Origin of the sequence: Clostridium sp. UBA7339, assembly GCF_002470865.1 — a bacterium.
GTDB classification, from domain to species: Bacteria; Bacillota; Clostridia; order Clostridiales; family Clostridiaceae; genus Clostridium_J; species Clostridium_J sulfidigenes.
This window is the reverse complement of sequence record NZ_DKPI01000003.1, coordinates 248,333-266,210: the sequence shown is the minus strand read 5'-3', so window position 1 is coordinate 266,210 and position 17,878 is coordinate 248,333. Positions and strand designations below refer to the sequence as shown.

Annotated in this window: 14 protein-coding genes; 12 read left to right on the top strand and 2 right to left on the bottom strand. The window is 29.6% G+C overall.

What is annotated here, in order from left to right:
• Positions 1 to 29: 29 nt before the first annotated feature.
• Positions 30 to 1,508, bottom strand: a complete 1,479-nt coding sequence (locus tag B2S02_RS01555; protein ID WP_346848191.1) for a nicotinate phosphoribosyltransferase — start codon at positions 1,506 to 1,508, stop codon at positions 30 to 32.
• Between the two features lie 169 nt (positions 1,509 to 1,677).
• On the opposite strand from B2S02_RS01555, the gene B2S02_RS01550 reads away from it, so the two are divergent.
• From B2S02_RS01550 to B2S02_RS01535, 4 genes are all read left to right on the top strand, one after another.
• Entirely contained in the window at positions 1,678 to 3,693 is a 2,016-nt protein-coding gene (locus B2S02_RS01550) for an ATP-dependent helicase (RefSeq protein ID WP_346920167.1), read from the top strand.
• Positions 3,694 to 4,111: 418 nt separating this feature from the next.
• Complete coding sequence (locus B2S02_RS01545) at positions 4,112 to 5,296, top strand: M20 family metallopeptidase (RefSeq protein ID WP_346891626.1); 1,185 nt, start codon at positions 4,112 to 4,114, stop codon at positions 5,294 to 5,296.
• Between the two features lie 22 nt (positions 5,297 to 5,318).
• Entirely contained in the window at positions 5,319 to 6,275 is a 957-nt protein-coding gene (locus B2S02_RS01540; protein WP_346876226.1) for an RluA family pseudouridine synthase, read from the top strand.
• Between the two features lie 12 nt (positions 6,276 to 6,287).
• On the top strand, positions 6,288 to 7,913 hold the full coding sequence (locus B2S02_RS01535; RefSeq protein ID WP_346876225.1) for a polysaccharide biosynthesis protein: 1,626 nt from the start codon (positions 6,288 to 6,290) through the stop codon (positions 7,911 to 7,913).
• Between the two features lie 69 nt (positions 7,914 to 7,982).
• Here B2S02_RS01535 and spoVB read toward each other — a convergent pair whose 3' ends face one another.
• Complete coding sequence (gene spoVB / locus B2S02_RS01530) at positions 7,983 to 9,485, bottom strand: stage V sporulation protein B (protein WP_346878833.1); 1,503 nt, start codon at positions 9,483 to 9,485, stop codon at positions 7,983 to 7,985.
• 314 nt (positions 9,486 to 9,799) lie between these two features.
• Between spoVB and B2S02_RS01525 the strand changes: the two genes are divergently transcribed.
• The 8 genes from B2S02_RS01525 to B2S02_RS01490 all read left to right on the top strand — a co-directional run bounded on the left by B2S02_RS01525 (position 9,800) and on the right by B2S02_RS01490 (position 17,866).
• Entirely contained in the window at positions 9,800 to 10,984 is a 1,185-nt protein-coding gene (locus B2S02_RS01525; RefSeq protein ID WP_346876224.1) for a hypothetical protein, read from the top strand.
• 134 nt (positions 10,985 to 11,118) lie between these two features.
• On the top strand, positions 11,119 to 11,835 hold the full coding sequence (locus B2S02_RS01520) for a zinc dependent phospholipase C family protein (protein WP_346848172.1): 717 nt from the start codon (positions 11,119 to 11,121) through the stop codon (positions 11,833 to 11,835).
• Between the two features lie 173 nt (positions 11,836 to 12,008).
• A complete protein-coding gene (locus B2S02_RS01515) occupies positions 12,009 to 12,512 on the top strand; it encodes a hypothetical protein (RefSeq protein ID WP_150845503.1) in 504 nt (167 codons plus the stop codon).
• Between the two features lie 5 nt (positions 12,513 to 12,517).
• Positions 12,518 to 14,236: a B12-binding domain-containing radical SAM protein gene (locus tag B2S02_RS01510; protein ID WP_346848171.1), complete on the top strand. Its 1,719-nt coding sequence runs from the start codon at positions 12,518 to 12,520 to the stop codon at positions 14,234 to 14,236.
• A gap of 238 nt (positions 14,237 to 14,474) precedes the next feature.
• Positions 14,475 to 14,801 (top strand): ATPase, encoded by a 327-nt coding sequence (locus B2S02_RS01505; protein WP_346848170.1) that lies wholly within the window; start codon positions 14,475 to 14,477, stop codon positions 14,799 to 14,801.
• Positions 14,788 to 16,749, top strand: coding sequence for a V-type ATP synthase subunit I (locus B2S02_RS01500; protein ID WP_346848169.1), 1,962 nt, complete (start codon positions 14,788 to 14,790; stop codon positions 16,747 to 16,749). Before B2S02_RS01505 ends, B2S02_RS01500 begins: the two co-directional genes overlap by 14 nt.
• Before the next feature lie 23 nt (positions 16,750 to 16,772).
• Positions 16,773 to 17,246: a V-type ATP synthase subunit K gene (locus B2S02_RS01495; RefSeq protein WP_156964299.1), complete on the top strand. Its 474-nt coding sequence runs from the start codon at positions 16,773 to 16,775 to the stop codon at positions 17,244 to 17,246.
• Positions 17,247 to 17,263: 17 nt separating this feature from the next.
• Complete coding sequence (locus B2S02_RS01490; RefSeq protein WP_346920166.1) at positions 17,264 to 17,866, top strand: V-type ATP synthase subunit E; 603 nt, start codon at positions 17,264 to 17,266, stop codon at positions 17,864 to 17,866.
• Positions 17,867 to 17,878: the final 12 nt, after the last annotated feature.

Genomic DNA, 17,878 nt, shown 5'->3' with positions numbered 1-17,878 from the left:
TCATACCCTTCATAGATAGTATATTAATATTATTCTTCATATATTGAAGAGTATTCGTGTAATAATGATTCTTTTAAATTCCATAAGTTTTTAGATAAGTCTACATAGTATTGATGAGGATTTTGTAATCTTCTTATCTCTGACCATAGACTAGCTTTTTCCTTACCACAAAATTCTCTTATCTCCATTACAGAAGGACTTTCATAAGTACATTTACCCTTATCAAATATTTGAACCATGAGATTTTTTATATTATAATTTTTAATTCTTTTTTTCTTCCAAGTGTAGTTAGGGTCAAACAACTGCAAAGGCTTATTATTATCAAAATTCTCATCATTTAAAGCAATTAAATCTGCAATAGCTTTATTTGTTTTCTTATCATAAACTCTATAAAGAGATTTAAACCCTGGATTTGTGATTTTTTCTACATTTTCACTTATCTTAATTTTAGGGATAATGGTTCCATTTTTTTCTATAGCAACAAGCTTATAAACGCCACCAAATACAGGTTCACTTCTTGCAGTTATCAATCTTTCACCAACACCAAAACTATCTATTTTAGCACCATTTTCTAGAACAGCTTTAATTATAAATTCATCTAAAGAGTTAGAAATTGTGATTTTTACATCCTCATAGCCAGCTTCATCTAACATTTTTCTAGTTTCTATAGAAAGATATGCAATATCGCCACTATCAATTCTTACAGCCTTAGGTCTTTTACCCATAGGTTTTAAGATTTCATCAAAAACCTTTATAGCATTTGGAATACCTGATTTTAGAACATTATATGTATCTACTAAAAGTACAGTATTATCTGGATAAGTTTTAGCCCATGCTGCAAAAGCTTCATATTCACTATCAAAAAGCTGAATCCAAGAGTGTGCCATAGTTCCAGTTACAGGCACATTGAATAATTCATCTGCCATAGTACAAGCAGTAGCATTACATCCACCAATAATTGCAGCTCTAGCTCCATACAATGCACCATCATAGCCTTGAGCTCGTCTAGAACCAAACTCCATTACAGGTCTACCACTAGCAGCTTCACAAATTCTTGCAGCTTTAGTAGCAATTAGAGTTTGATGATTTATTGTTAGTAGTATCATAGTTTCTATAAACTGAGCTTCCATCACTGGACCCCTTACAGTTACAAGTGGTTCATTAGGGAATACTGGGGTACCTTCTGGAATAGCCCATACATCACAACTAAACTTAAAGTTAGCTAAATAATTTAAAAATTCTTTACTAAATAAATCTTTACTTCTTAGATATTCTATATCTTCATCAGTAAATTTAAGATTAGTTAAATATTCAATCAATTGTTGAACTCCTGCCATTATGCAGTAGCCACCACCATCAGGAATTTTCCTAAAAAACATGTCAAAATAAGCTATGGTATCATCTGCTTCAGTATTTAAATAACCATTAGCCATTGTAAGCTCATAAAAATCTACTAACATGGTAAGATTTCTTTGGCTTCTTAGGTCAAGTCTAGTAATTGTATCCATTTTTAGTTCTCCTCACTTATATAAACCATAAAATTTTATAAAATCTCCATAGGTTAACATTTACATCCTATATATCGTACCATAAGAAAACTTTCATTTCTATAGTATATGGACAAATAATATGGTAATATTATTTAATTGAAAGTATGTAAAAGGAAAGATTTATATTATGATAAGAAACAAAAACAACACTTTAAGTGAAGAACAGTTAACAGCCATTAACTGTACAAATGAAAATATAATAGTCAGTGCAGGTCCTGGAAGTGGGAAAACTGTAGTTATTGTAAATAGAGTTTATGAGCTAATAAATCATAAAAACATATCGCCTAAAAATATAGTTATAATAACCTTTACCAAGGCAGCAGCAACTAATATGAGAAATAGGTTCCTAGCCATAGATAAAAATAAGGTAAGTCCTTTCTTTGGAACCTTTCATGGACTTTGCTATAAAATACTAAAGTCCTATTATGGAGAAATTAATATAATAGAGCCCTTTGAAAGTTATAGAGTAGTAAAAAACTTTTTAACTGCCTATGTGGAGGATGTTAGTGAAGATAGAGTTAAGGAATATGTAAATGCCATATCCATCTATAAATGCAAGGGAGAATATAATAGAGATGGAAATAATCAAATCGATAAAGAACTTTTAAAAAACTGTGTAAATTTCTATGAATCCTATAAAAAGGAAAAATCCCTCCTTGACTTTGAAGATCTACAGTTAATGTGTAGAGATTTATTTATTAAGAATAGCTCCATATTAAATTCATATCAAAATCAATTTAAACATATATTAGTTGATGAATTTCAAGATAGTGATGATGTACAAGTGGACATATTAAAGCTTTTAAATAAGGGGAATAACTTATTTGTAGTAGGGGATGAGGATCAATGCATCTATAGTTTTAGAGGAGCTAATCCAACCTATATAGTAAACTTTAAAGATATATTTAAAGAAGGTAAAACCTTATATCTATCTACAAATTATAGGTCAAAGCAGAATATAGTAAGATTATCTATGAAGTCTATAAAAAATAATAAGATTAGAACTTCAAAGAATATCAGAGCCAGTAAAACTGATGATGGAATAATAAAGGCTCAAGGGGTTCGTGATGAAACAGCTCAAGGTACATATATAAGTGATTATATTCTTAAGGTAAGGGAAAGTGAAGATAATAACTTTAATAACTTTGCAGTGCTTTATAGAACTAATATAGAAAGTAGAAGTATAATTGATAGTTTTATTAGAAAAAAAATTCCCTTTACCTTACTAGATAGACAATATAATTTTTTCTCTCACTTCATATGCCAAGACATATTAGCTTATCTAAAGTTAAGCATATATCCTCTAAACATGGATAGCTTTACTAGAATAATAAATAAACCCTATAGGTATATAAGTAAAAATAGTATAGAAGAAGTTAAAAAGAGCAATAGCTTAGGCAGTATCTTTACTAAATTAAAAAACTTAGATAGTACTCCAGTGTTTCAATTAAAAATATTAGATAAACTCGAAAGGGATATTTCTAGCTTAAATAGAATTTCACTACCTTCTGCCGTAGAATTTATTATAGGAGACTTAATGTATCATAAACATCTGGTGGAATATGCACAGAAATATAAATTTTCCATAGAAGATTTAGAAAATGTGTTAAATGAGTTTAAAGAAAGCGTGAAGGGATTTAAAACTATTAAAGACTTCTTAGAACATGTAAATACTGTAGAAGAGGAAACAAAGAAAGCTAGCTCCAGAAATAAGGATAAAAATGAAGGCGTAATTCTTAGTACTATTCACGGTGTTAAGGGAATGGAATTTGATACGGTATTTATGATTAACACAGTAGATGGAGCTATTCCCTATAAAAATAATGATATAGAGGAAGAGAGAAGACTATTTTATGTAGGAGTTACTAGAGCTATTAACAACTTAATATTTCTTTTCCCCCAATTTATAAGAGGTGAAAAGAAAAATAAATCTCAATTTCTATGTGAGTGCCAGCTAGAAGAAGAGATACTAGAAAGAGTTAAATTTAAGGTTGGAACAACTATAACCCATAAATTCTATGGAACAGGAACTATAACAGCCTTAGAAGAAAGTAATATCTCTATTAAATTTTCTGATTTGGAGAGAAAATTTGACTTTGATGTCCTTGTAACCAATGGGCTTATAGAGGTTTTGGAGGAATAGTTCATCCTTTTCTAATGTATATAGACATAGTTTCAGTGAAATGGATAGATTATGGTAATACACCCCAAAGCCTCACTATGAGTACAACTAGTTAACTAGTTAAATAATTATATAGTTTAATATTAATATAGGTATATATTTAACTAGTTTCCTAGTGAAAATTATCCATAGTCATATATATAATGTTACATATATTCATAGTTATAGACTATAAGAAGGATTACAAATATTATGGAGAATCACCTAGGAGGTTTTACACAGCTGAAACATATTTGACTATAATATTGAAAGGAAAGCTTTTCTGTTATATAATGGTTTGAAGTACAATATAGTTAAGACTTCTCTTAAATAGACTTCAAGTCTATTATTTTTTTGTATATTTGTATATAATATATAATTATCAGTAAGGAGGTTTCAGATGAACTTTATCCATGAAGCTAAACAAATAAGTGAAGAATTAATTTATATAAGAAGAGAATTCCATGAAAATCCAGAGTTAGATTTTGATTTATATAAAACTTCTGATAGAATAAAAAATTTCTTGAGAAATGAGAATATAGAATTTTATTCTTGCGCAGGTACAGGTGTTGTAGCTACTATATATGGAGAAGCAGGTAGTAGTAATGGAAAAACTATAGCTATAAGATGTGATATGGATGCACTACCTCTCCATGAAAAAAATAGTCACTGCTATATTTCTAAGATGGATGGAAAAATGCATGCCTGTGGCCATGATGCTCATATGACAATGGTACTTGGAGCAGCTAGACTTTTAAATAACCATAGGAAAGAGTTAAAAGGAAACGTAAAGTTTATTTTTGAACCTGCAGAAGAAACTACTGGTGGAGCTAAGATTATGATAGAAGAAGGAGCATTAGAAGCTCCTCATGTGGATGCAATAATTGGATGTCATGTAGATGAAAGTCTTGAGGTGGGAACTATTGGACTTAAGCAAGGGGTAGCTTATGCTGCTTCTAATCCTTTTACCATTACTATTTGTGGTAAAAGTTCTCATGGTGCAAGTCCCCATAAAGGCATAGACCCTATAGTAATTGCAGCTCAGGTTATAAATGCTTTACAGTTATTAGTAAGTAGAGAGACTAGTCCAGTATCACCAGGGGTAATAACTATAGGAACTATAAATGGAGGTACAGCAGCCAATATTATACCAGATAAGGTTACTATAACTGGTATAATTAGAACTATGAACCTAGAGGATAGGGAATACATGAAAAAAAGATTAAAAGAATTGGTAACCATGCAGGTAGAAAGTTTAAGAGGTACCTGTGAAATTACTATTGATGAGAGTTATCCATGTTTATATAATGACGACGCTATGTATAATATATTTTATGATAATAGTGTAGATCTATTAGGGAAAGATAAGGTTAAAATATTACGAGAACCTACTATGGGTGTAGAAAGTTTTGCATACTTTTCCCTTAAGGTTCCAGCTATGTTTTATCAATTAGGATGTGGAAACCTTGAAAAAGGAATAATATATCCTCTGCATAGTAGTAAATTTGATATAGATGAGGAATGTCTACAAATAGGAGTAGCAGTTCATTGTAATATGGCTGTAAACTATCTTAACAAACTATAAGAAAGAAATATTGGAGGACAATATGAATAATATACAAATAGGTTCAAATGAAGCCGGTCAAAGATGCGATAAATTCCTTAGAAAGTTACTGAAGGATGTACCATTAAGTGCTATATATAAGGCATTTAGAAAAGGTGACATTAGAGTAAATGGTAAAAAAATAAAAGAACAATATGTTTTAGAAGAGGGAGACACCATAGAAATAAGATATATAAAGACTAGTGGTGAAAAAAAGAAGTTTGAAAGAATAGAAAATAATCTTAAAATTACCTATGAGGATGAAAATATACTTATGGTAGAAAAGTGGCCCAATTTATTAGTTCATAGTGACACAAAGAATGGAGAACCAACTTTAACAGACTATGCCTTATCCTATCTATATGACAAGGGTGATTATGAACCTGAAAAAGAAGTAACTTTTACTCCTGCTCCATGCAATAGATTAGATAGAAATACCTCTGGGGTAGTTATATTCGGAAAAAATTTCAAATATCTAAAGGCTCTTAATGAAGCTATAAGAGAAAGAAGTATTGAAAAATACTATATGGCTCTAGTACAAGGAAGAATAAAGGATGGAACTTATACAGGATATATCTTAAAAAATGAAGATGCAAATATTTCTAAGGTATATAGCACTGAAGTTCCAAACAGTAAAGAAATTGCTATGGAAGTTACAACTATTCAAAGTTGTGGTACTTTTTCCCTAATAGAAATTAATTTACTTACTGGAAGAAGTCATCAATTAAGAGCTCACTTATCAGAGCTAGGAAATCCTATAGTTGGAGATTCTAAATATGGAGATAAAAAGCTTAATAGCTTCTTTGTAAATAGATATGGTTTAGATTTTCAATTCCTATATGCATATAAAGTAATATTTAAATCAAACTCAGGGGAGCTTGAATATATGAAAAATAAAACTATAGCAGAATCTTTACCACCAGTATTAAAGAAGATAAAGAATGATGTGTTTAAGTTTTAATGGAGGGGTAATATGAATGACAGAACTGAGGGGGCTCAGCACTCTGTAGCTAAAGGCTTTATGGTACTCACCATATCTATGATGTCAGTAAAGGTGTTATCGGTAGTTTATACACCTTTACTTAGGCAGATTTTAGGATCAACAGGTTGGTCAGTATACTATTCTACATATACAATTTTTTCTTATATATACATTATAGCTAATGCAGGTATACCTGTAGCCATTGCAAAGTTAGTATCGGAACTTGAAGCAAAGGGAAACTACAAAGATGCAATAAAAACCTTTAGAGCATCTAGGACTTTACTTTTACTCTTGGGGCTTATCCTATCCGTATTCATGTTTATATGGGCAAAACCCTTAAGTATGGCTTTTAATAGTCCTGAATCAATATTAGCTACTAGATGGCTTGCACCGGCATTATTATTTACTTCAATAATGGGTGCATACAAAGGTTATTTTCAGGGTATTGGAAATATGACTACCACTGCAGTATCCCAAGTAGGCGAACAAATTCTAAATATAATATTTAGTTTATTATTTGCTTACTTACTCATGGGAAAAGGTGTATCCTATGGAGCTGCTGGAGGAACTATAGGTACAGTGGTTGGAGCTATTGGAGCATCTTTATACTTTATATTAGCATATAAAATGTATGGATCTAATCATTCCCCCAAAAAGAACAAAGCAGGGGTAAGTAGACTAAGTAATAAAACTATTATTAAATCCATATTAAAATATGCATTTCCAATAACTATAGCTTCTGCACTGCAGAACTCAGGAACTATAGTAGACTTAAAAATTGTAAAGTCTAGACTTTTATCTACAGGATTAAGTCAGAAAACTGTTGATATTCAATGGGGATATTTAGGTCTTTACAACACTCTTATGTCAATTCCTATGGCAATTATAGGAGCTTTAGCTATTGCTCTTGTTCCTGCCATATCTAGAATCCATGCCCTAGATAATAAAAAAGGTCTAAGATTTAATATTAAATCTTCCTATAGAGTTACTTTTATGATAGCTATACCTTGTGCTGTGGGATTAGGAGTTCTATCTATGCCTATTTTAAGAATACTAGGCTATGATAAAGAGGTATCACCCTTATTAATATGGGGAGCTTGGGTTTTAATCTTATATGCTATCACATTAGTTCAAACTTCTATTTTGCAGGGAATGGGTAAGGTAAACGTAGTAACTATATTTTCTGTAGTTGGAATTTTAGCTAAAGTTGTTGTGAATTATATATTAATAGCAATGCCTTCCTTTGGAATCCTTGGAGCTATTTGGGGTAATGCAGCCTGTTATTTAGTAATGCTTATATTATTCCAGTGGCAAATAAATGACTCTATTGATGGAAGGATACACTTGATTCCTTGTTATATAAAACCTTTAATAGCTGGATTAGCTATGGGGATAGTAACATTTTTCTCATATAAGATATTTAATGGAGTTCTAGGATTAATTTTCGGTGGTTACATATTAAACTTATTTGCATCATTAATAAGTATAGCATTATCTGCTGGAGCCTACGGATTAGTGCTAGTAACTATAGGTGGTGTTAAAAAGTCTGATTTAAATTCACTGCCAAATAAAATTACAAAACTTATACCTAGAAGAATATATAAAAAGTTAAAGTAAATATTATTAATTTATTTTAAAATAGAACCTAGAACTTAGTATCTAAAAAACTAAGTCCTAGGTTCTATTTTATGAGCTTTTTCGTATTAAAATACTTGATACAAAGAATAATGAAAAAGCAACTACAATGATAGTTATAATTTTAGGAATGATAAAGGTATTAGGAATTATAGAACTTATGATGGTTGTTACTAAGTATACTAAAACTGTTAGTAACACTAGGATTAATATTTCCCAAATAGGAAAAGATAGCTCTATCACTTGTCCAATATAATACAGATTTATTAAAAGGCCTATAATAGAGGTTACAATTAAGGAAATTCCATATCCATAGATATTTATGCTAGGAATACCTATAAGTATAAATATTAGAACTAACTCAATCAAAGCTGTAGCAATGGAGCTTAAAAGGATAACTTTTTGTTTCCCTATACCATTTAAAATACTATAGGTACAGTAGTGACAATACATAAATGGAGCTGCAAGGGAAGCTATCTTTATAAAGCTACCTAAGTCACTTCTATCAAAGAATACTTCACCTAATAAATTAGGACATACATAGCAAATAATTACTGTAGAAACCCCTAACATAAAACAAATTTTAATTACTTCATTTACTCTAGAATTTATATTAGAAAAATCCTTTTGACTTATCTTTTTAGATATATCTGGAATTATTACTGTAGACAAAGATACAACTATAACTAATGGGAAGTACACGATAGCAAGAGCCATACCATTAAATTTACCTATTATCTCAAGGGCACCTATGTGATCAAAACCCGCAGCGACTAACCTTATGGGTACTAAAAGTGTAGATACACTTTGAAGCGCTGTAGTTAAAAAACCATTTATAGCTAAAGGGACAGCAATAATTAGTATGTTAAATAACAATTGAAAGCTGTTATCTGGTCTTACACTATTGGTATAAGGAATCTTTTTAATACTTCTTTTATAGAAAATATATAGAAATACGAAACTTATTATTTCACCAATAGTAAATGAAAGATAGGTTGCCGCTACTGTATTTTCGATGGTTTTAAGAGATAAATAGTAGATTACTCCTACTAATATCACCATTCTAACAGCTTTTTCTAATATATCTATAACTGAAGGGGTTATTACTTGACTTACTCCATAGAAATAACCTTTATATACGCAGGATATAGCAATAAAAACAATAGCAGGAGAAGCTATCCATAAGGAACGTATGGCTCTAGGGTCTTTAATAATATAATTACAGATTATCGGACTAAGTATAAACATAATACCTGCTATAAAAATTGACCAAAGTACTATAAAAACTAGGGAAGCATTAACAGTTTTATGTAAATCTTCAAATCTACTAGTACCCAGGTAAGCAGAAGTTTCTCGTGAAATTGCAGCAATTATTCCTCCACATACTAAACAACAAAATAAATCATATATAGGCATTATCAAACCATAAAGTCCAACTCCCTCTGGTCCTAACTGTCTTGATAGTATAATAGAAAACATAAATCTCAATACACCCATGGCTAAATTAGAAAGAGTTAACACAAAGGTATCTCTATAAAAAGTATCTTTACTCATCTTTATTACCTCCAATTAGGCATCTGAAAATAAATAACAAATCAAAGATGAGAAGTATATTTTGAGTTAGACAAGGAAACAGGTTCCGCAGATAGTAGCACTATCTAAGGGTTCTGTTGACGCAGTATAACACAAAATAAACGAGCATTCTGACTTATTTATTTTTTGAAGATGCCTTAATATAATAATACTTATGAAGGTAGATTAAAGATTATTCTCTAACCATATATTTTTATCTTATATTTCATTTAATGTAATTTAATTAAGAATATTTAAATATATATTAGTGTAAATAATATTTAAATGGAGGAACTATGAAAAAAATAATTGGATGGATTCTGCTTATAATATTAGCTATTAGTTCTTTATTAATAGTAAAAGATAAAAATAATATATATAATATAGGGGTTAAAGACTCAGAAGTTGAGATGAAAATTAGATATAAGGGATTAAAGAATGCCATAGATTTTACTAGTAATGATAAAGGATTATATGTTGCCTTTGAAAATAAAATAATGGCTATTCCATCAACTGGAGAGCCCTATACTTTAATTGAAGACAAAAACTATAACATTACCACCCTTGAATGTAATGGAGATAAACTATACTTCCTTACTAATAATGAAATACTCAGCTTGGATATAAACAATGGGAAGTTAGAACAATGCTTATCAAACATACCTAATAAAGGAGATTATAGCAATGTTTTAATAAGAGGATATAAGGACTATTTATTTATTTCAATTGGAGCTGCAACTAATTCAGCTGTAGTTGGAAGTGATAACCAATGGATAGATAAAAATCCAACTGGTTATGATATATCACCTTTTAATATAGTATTAAATAAAAATGAAAAAGGAGCCTTTGTACCACAGGGAGCTTCTAATGAAGACAACGAGGTTATAAAGGGTGAGTCCATAGGCAATTCATCTCTGCTAATTTATAATATTAACACCAAAGCTATTGAAACCTATGCATGGGGAATAAGAAATATTGAGGGACTAGATATAACTCTTGATGGTAGAATCTTTGCTACCATAGGAGGCTATGAAAACAGAGGATTAAGACCAGTAGAAAATGACAGTGATTATATCTATGAACTAAAAAAAGGTTATTGGTATGGATTCCCAGATTTTTCTGGAGGGGATCCTCTAGATTCACCAAGATTTCAAGGTGAATCTAATATAAAAAATCCTCCATTGTTAAAAAAACATCCTATGTCACCACCAGCACCTGCTTATCAACATAATGATTTAAATAGTTTAAAATGGATTGCAATAGATGATACAGGGAAAATTAATGGACAAAATACCTTGCAACTATATTTTTATGATTGTAATAAAAATAATATAATGTGTAGCGCTGTAAATGGTGTTCCAAATAAATTAATAACTTTAAAGGAAAATTGCACGGTATCTAATATGAAGGTTTTAAAAGATGAGCTATATATATTAGATGGTAACCATGGATTTATATTTACCTTAGCTATTAGAAAATAGGCTACTATATATAATTTCCATATAAATACTACGTTAAATTTAATAGATAATAAAATAATATGGTTAAATTGGAGTATAATAATATATATCTCAATGATTATTTTATTATTCTTAAAGAATCGTAGGTGTATTACATGAAGAAAATGGAAAGAACTTATAATAGAACTATGACAGCCTTTATAAAAGTTGCAAATCCTATAAAAAAGAGAATAAAAAAGACTGAATGTATAGTCCATAAATTTATAAATAAAGAAGCTCTACGTTTATTAAAGCAGGAGGGCTATATTGATGAGTATCATTTTTTTGTTAAACATTTGTTAGATTTGAATAAAGGTGTAAAATGGGCTGATGCAGATTTGAAAAGTACTAATCATTTCTATCATCATGAGAAGGGAATCGGTCTATATGGATTTTCAAATGCTAAAGTAGAATGTGTAAAGTATTATAAGGCATCTGTGTTTTACGGTGCAAATTCTGATATGAATAAAGCTCTATTTTTATTAGGTGCTGCTTGTCATTTAGTACAAGACTCCACAGTGCCAGCTCATGCTATGAAAAACTTGAAAAAACATAAACCTCTGGAAAGTTTCATAATAGATAAAGTTATTAATGGATATAAAATTCCTTTAAAAGATCCTATAATCACTTATGGAAGTCCTGAAAAATATGTTATTGAAAACACAAAGTTTGCTGTTAAAACCGCTAAGTCCTTTGAAAGTATAAGAATCAAAGAAAATCGGTTTAATGAAATTGCAGATGTGATATTACTTAGAGCTTGCACAACAACAGCAGGATTACTCATCGATTTTTATAACACCTTAAAGATTATAGAATCTAAAAGTGAAGATTAGAGCTATATATAATGTAAGAACTACCACGAAAATATATTGGTAGTTCTTTTTTTTGGGTACTATAACTGTAATTTTCAACATAATCTTATTTTTTCTTATGCAATAGTAAAAATAAAGGAATTTACAAAATTAAAAAGAATATTATCAATAATATAAAAATATGGAGGTGTGAAATGGAGAGCTTATTTGTAAGTTTAGAAAAAGAGGTTTTTAGAGGTAACGTATTGGATATTACTTATGGAAACCAGGGTATAATATATAAGGCTAATAAATATTATGATAATTTTATAGATGTTAATTATTTGGAGAATGCACCTTCTAAATCCTGTGATAATGAAGGGTATTATGATAGCTGTATAGTATTTTTTACCTTAAATAAAATTAAAACCCATAGACAAAAGCTAAAGCTTTTTGATAATATATATAGATTAATGAAAAATAATGGATATGTTTATATTTGGGATGTGGAAAAGGAGCCATTAAAGACATTACAAAAAAATATAAGGGTATCATTACCTGATAAAAGTATGAAGAATTTTCAAATAAACTTACTTAACCTATTTACTGATAATACTTCATCAAAAATTATAGACGGACTAAAGAATTATTTTGATATTGTAGAAGCAGTATCTTCCAATGGTACCTTTAGGATTGTGGGCAGAAAGAAAGGATGTTAATAAAAATGAAAGTAGTTTTAGTTGCAGTAAATTCAAAGTATATACACAGCAATTTAGCAGTAAGATATTTAAAAGCATATACAAAGGATTTAGATTATAATTGTCACACTATGGAGTTTTCTATAAATGATAGAGAAGAAAGAATAGTTGAAGAAATACTATATGAAAAACCAAATATAATAGGATTTTCCTGTTATATTTGGAATATTGAGTTTGTTAAAAAGGTATCAACTTTAATAAAGCTTATAGACAGTAATATTGAAATTATATATGGAGGCCCAGAAACTTCTTATAATCCTATTGAGTTTTTAACAGAAAATGTAGGTGAATATTTAATTGAAGGAGAAGGTGAAGAAACCTATAGAGAATTAATTAATTTTAAAATAAATATTGAAGTTAATGGAGATAATAATAATTGTGAAAATATTAAGGGATTATACTACAAAAGTAAGGAAGGCATTATATATGGAGGTAATAGACCATTAATGGATATGAACAATATAGTATTTCCTTATGAGACTGATGACGACTTAAAAAATAAAATTGTATATTATGAAGCTTCTAGAGGATGTCCTTTTAATTGTAAGTACTGTTTATCTTCAACTACCCATGGAGTAAGATTCTTAAACATAGATAGAGTGTTAAAAGAACTACAATATTTTATAGATAAAAAAGTTAAATTAGTTAAATTTGTTGATAGAACCTTTAATTGTAATAAAGCTTTTGCAAATGCTATATGGAGTTATCTAATTGAAAATGGAGAGAATACCTGTTTCCACTTTGAAGTATCTGCAGATCTATTTAGTAGTGAATCAATAGATATACTTAGTAAAGCACCTAGTGGCATGTTTCAATTTGAGGTAGGTGTTCAAACCACCAATAATGAAATATTAAGAAATATTAATAGAACTATAGAATTTTCAACTATTAAAGAAAAAGTATTAGAGCTAAATAAACTAAAGAATATTAAGCAACATCTAGATTTAATTGCAGGGTTACCTGGTGAAGATTTTAACTCCTTCAGAAAATCCTTTAATGAAGTATATGAGATTAGTCCAGAGGAGTTACAATTAGGATTTTTAAAGCTTTTAAAAGGTTCTCAAATGAGGGAAGAAAGTGAAAAATGGGGGATGGTTTATTCACCTTATCCACCTTATGAAATTCTAAAAACAAAAAATATAAGTTATGATGAATTAATTATACTAAAGAAAATTGAGCATATGGTCGATAAGTATTTAAATAGTGGTAAGTTTTATACTATATTAAATTTCTTTAAAAAAAGTAATAAATTCAAAGATATATTCGAATTCTACTATGAACTATCTAAATTTTATGATGTCAAGGGATACTTTAGACGCAGCATAGCATCTGTAGATTATTACTCTCTCTTTGTTGAATTTAATGACTTTATCAAAGCTGGTGAGAAAGAATTATTATTAGACATAATAAGATATGAGTATTTCTCATATAATAACACAAAGTGGATACCTGACTTTCTAAGAATAGAAATGAGTAAAGCTGAAGAGAGAAATATAAAAGAATACATTATGAATAAAAATTCTATAGATAATATAAATAAAATAAGTGTATTTAAATTCAATCATAATATACAAAGTTTTATTGAATGTGGAGAAATAAAGAAAACCCTAAATTATGTTGCCTTTATAAATAATCACGTTAAGGAAAGAATATTTATACAGGAAAGTGAATTAAAAGTTCAATAAAATGTCAAGTAAAATCTTTGTTATTTTAAAAAGTACAATATATTAATTTTTTGTATTGATATATTGTACTTTTTAAGAAAACTGATATAATAGATTTTAATATATCTTTTAAAGAGTTGAGCTAATCCATGTTATAAGTTATCCAATACCACTTAATTATTATGTTTACATAAGTACAGAAAGCAGACTTAATATAAGTGGTTATATATATAATTAATACTTAAAAGGTGGTGATATTTTGGCGCTAGAAGCAATTAGTAAAATTCAACAAGCCGAATCTACTGCAAAGAATATATTAGATAAAGCAGTAGAAAATAGCAAACAAATAATTAGTGATGCTCAAGTTAAAGGCAATGAAGAGTACCATGCTATCATTGAAGATGCTACAGAAAAAGCAAAAAAAATGAAAGAAGATGCTCTTAATAAAGGAAATGAGGAGTCACAACCAACCTTAGCTAAAGGGGATGAAGAAGTTAAAAATATAATTAATACTTCTAAGGAAAAGATTGATTTAGCTATTAATTTAGTAATTGAGAGGATAGTGAAGTTCAATGGCAATAGTTAAAATGAATAAATTTATGCTCTTAGCCTTTGAAAATCAAAAAAAATCTTTGCTTGAGAAACTGCAATCCTTCCAAAATGTACAATTCCTAGATTTAAGTAAAAATGAAAGTAGTGAATTGAATCAATTAAAAAGTGATAGTGCAAGCAGTGAAATTTCTGAAGTAGAAGGTGAATTATCAAAAGTAAAATTTATCATTGAGCTTTTGAGCACATTTAGTGAAAAGCCTAAACTACTAAAAGACCTAAAGGAAGGAAAAAAGAGCTATAGCTATGATGTGTTAGAGCAGATTACAAGTACCTCTCATTGGCATGAGGTATATAGTGACCTAAAACAAAAAGATAATAAAATAAACATGAATCATAATTATATAACTAAATTAAAGGCCAATATAGAAGAGCTAAAACCATGGGAATCTTTAGACACCTCAGTAGAAAGCATAAATGTACTAAAAAAATCTAAGGCTATACTAGGTGAAATTCCACAAGGGAATGTAGATTCTTTAAGGCTTAAGTTAGAGGAAACAACTAAAAACTACTACTTTGAAGTTATTAGCAGCATAGGTAGAAACAGCTACATAATGGTGATAGCTCACAATGATGACTTAGCTGATATAGAACAACTGCTCAAATCTTCAAGTTTCAGTAAGATTGATATTCAATGTGATGGGGTACCTAAAGAAGTTATAAAAGAGTACAAAAAAACCATTGAATCAATAAATACAGAAAATAATTTTATTCAAGAAGGTATGAAAGAACATGTTAATAAACTAGAAGAATATAAAGTAGTTTACGAATACTACAGTTCTTTATTATTAAGATTAAAATCTACCGAAAATTTCCTGAAGAGTAAAAACATTGTGGCTATAGAAGGATACTATCCTTCCGAATTGCATAATGACTTTCAAAGCACATTGAAAAGTATTTTAGGTGATGATTATTATTTAGAATCAGAATCCGCAGAAGGTGACGATGTACCTGTTAAATTAAAAAACAATAAAGTCTTTGAATCCTTTGAAAATATTACTTCTATGTACAGTGTACCTAAGTATAAGGAGATTGATCCAACACCACTGTTAGCACCTTTTTACATATTCTTCTTTGGAATGATGCTATCAGATGCTGGATATGGCCTTGTGATGTTTGTAGGTACTTTAATTGCACTTACTACTTTTAATTTAGATGAGGACACGAGAAAATCTATAAAGATGTTTTTCTTATTAAGTATTTCTACTATATTCTGGGGCATCATGTATGGTAGTTATTTTGGGGATTTTATCAAGATAGCTCCTCTATGGATGAAACCGGATAGTAATGTAGGATTACTAATGATTGTCTCTGTAGTAATGGGACTAATTCAAATTTATGTAGGTCTTGGAATTAAAGCATACATGCAAATAAGAGATAAAGATTACTTTGGAGCCTTTGCAGACGTTGGATTATGGTATATTACCTTAACTGGTGCTATTATTTGGGCATTAAGTGCTTTTGTAGATTTAGCTTCTCTTGGAGTTCCAGCTGTAATAATTGCTATAGCAAAATATGGTACTATTGCTGGAATGGTAGGAATTGTACTTACTAACGGACGCCAAGAAAGTTCTATAGGTGGTAAGTTAGGCCAAGGATTCTATGCTCTATATGGAATAACATCCTATGTAGGTGATTTGGTTTCTTATACTAGACTTGCAGCTTTAGGACTTGCAACAGGATTTATCGCTTATGCATTTAATATTATGGTAAGTATGGTATCAACTTCATGGGCTACAATTATATTTGGTATAGCAATATTCGTAGTGGGCCATGTATTTAACTTATTTATCAACGCATTAGGTGCCTATGTTCACACCTGTAGATTACAATACCTTGAATATTTCGGAAAATTTTATGAAGGTGGAGGTACATCCTTTGAGCCTTTAAAATATAATTCTAAATATTTTAAAATATCAAAATAGATAAATTAGGAGGAAAAAATATTATGATGGATTTTTTAATGGGAAACGGTGGAATAATTATAGCAGCTATAGGAGTTGCTCTTGCAGCAGCATTACCAGGGATAGGATCAGCAAAGGGTGTTGGTATAGTTGGTGAAGCAGCAAGTGGACTTTTAGCAGAAGAACCAGAGAAGTTTGGTAAAGCCTTAATTCTTGAATTACTTCCAGGTACTCAAGGATTATATGGATTTGTTATAGCACTTTTAGTATCTTTACAATTATCACCAGATATGTCTTTTGGTCAAGGGTTTTATCTATTTGCAGCTTGTCTTCCAATAGCTATAGCAGGATGGAAATCAGCTATATCTCAAGCGAAAACAGCAGCTTCAGCAGTTCAAATTTTAGCTAAGAGACCAGAGCACAACACAAAAGGTATTATATTAACTGTTATGGTTGAAACTTATGCACTTTTAGGATTTGTAATGTCTCTTCTACTAGTAATGAGTGGTAACTTTTAATTAAGGAAGTGAATAATATGTCTAATTTGGATAATCTTACTTCTAAAATTATAAAGGATGCAGAAGTAAAAAAAATTGAAATTTTAAATGAAGCTACCGTTAAAGCTGATGAAATAATTAAAAAGAAAACAGAAGATGCCAATAAAAAAGCTTCTTCTATTTTACAAAAAGCTGAAATGGAAAGTAAAACTATAAAAGAAAGAATTATCTCAAAAACTGATTTAGAAATAAGAAATAAAAAATTATTAGCAAAACAACAAGTTATTGAGAAAGTGTTTGAAGCAGCTAAGGAAAAACTAAAAGCTATGAATGCAGAAGAATTCACTAAATTTATAAAGAACTCTATTATGGCTTTAGACATCCATGGAGATGAAGAAATAATTATAAACCCAGTAGATAGAGATAAGCTTCCTGAAAAGTTCTTAGCCGAGGTAAATAAGGCCTTAATATCTAAGGGCAAATTAGGAAATTTAAAATTCAACGTTAAAACTCATGAAATTGATGGTGGGTTTATCCTTAGTAAAAATGGAATTGAGATAAATAATTCCTTTGATGAACTTGTGAACTCACTTAAATATGAATTAGAGTATAAAGTTGGGAAAATATTGTTTACAGAATAGTGAGGAGGTATT

Excerpts from the sequence above, each read along its gene's own strand:
- B2S02_RS01555 (WP_346848191.1), bottom strand. The coding sequence starts at position 1,508 with ATGGATACAATTACTAGACTTGACCTAAGAAGCCAAAGAAATCTTACC.
- B2S02_RS01550 (WP_346920167.1), top strand. The coding sequence starts at position 1,678 with ATGATAAGAAACAAAAACAACACTTTAAGTGAAGAACAGTTAACAGCC.
- B2S02_RS01545 (WP_346891626.1), top strand. The coding sequence starts at position 4,112 with ATGAACTTTATCCATGAAGCTAAACAAATAAGTGAAGAATTAATTTAT.
- B2S02_RS01540 (WP_346876226.1), top strand. The coding sequence starts at position 5,319 with ATGAATAATATACAAATAGGTTCAAATGAAGCCGGTCAAAGATGCGAT.
- B2S02_RS01535 (WP_346876225.1), top strand. The coding sequence starts at position 6,288 with ATGAATGACAGAACTGAGGGGGCTCAGCACTCTGTAGCTAAAGGCTTT.
- spoVB (WP_346878833.1), bottom strand. The coding sequence starts at position 9,485 with ATGAGTAAAGATACTTTTTATAGAGATACCTTTGTGTTAACTCTTTCT.
- B2S02_RS01525 (WP_346876224.1), top strand. The coding sequence starts at position 9,800 with ATGAAAAAAATAATTGGATGGATTCTGCTTATAATATTAGCTATTAGT.
- B2S02_RS01520 (WP_346848172.1), top strand. The coding sequence starts at position 11,119 with ATGAAGAAAATGGAAAGAACTTATAATAGAACTATGACAGCCTTTATA.
- B2S02_RS01515 (WP_150845503.1), top strand. The coding sequence starts at position 12,009 with ATGGAGAGCTTATTTGTAAGTTTAGAAAAAGAGGTTTTTAGAGGTAAC.
- B2S02_RS01510 (WP_346848171.1), top strand. The coding sequence starts at position 12,518 with ATGAAAGTAGTTTTAGTTGCAGTAAATTCAAAGTATATACACAGCAAT.
- B2S02_RS01500 (WP_346848169.1), top strand. The coding sequence starts at position 14,788 with ATGGCAATAGTTAAAATGAATAAATTTATGCTCTTAGCCTTTGAAAAT.
- B2S02_RS01495 (WP_156964299.1), top strand. The coding sequence starts at position 16,773 with ATGATGGATTTTTTAATGGGAAACGGTGGAATAATTATAGCAGCTATA.
- B2S02_RS01490 (WP_346920166.1), top strand. The coding sequence starts at position 17,264 with ATGTCTAATTTGGATAATCTTACTTCTAAAATTATAAAGGATGCAGAA.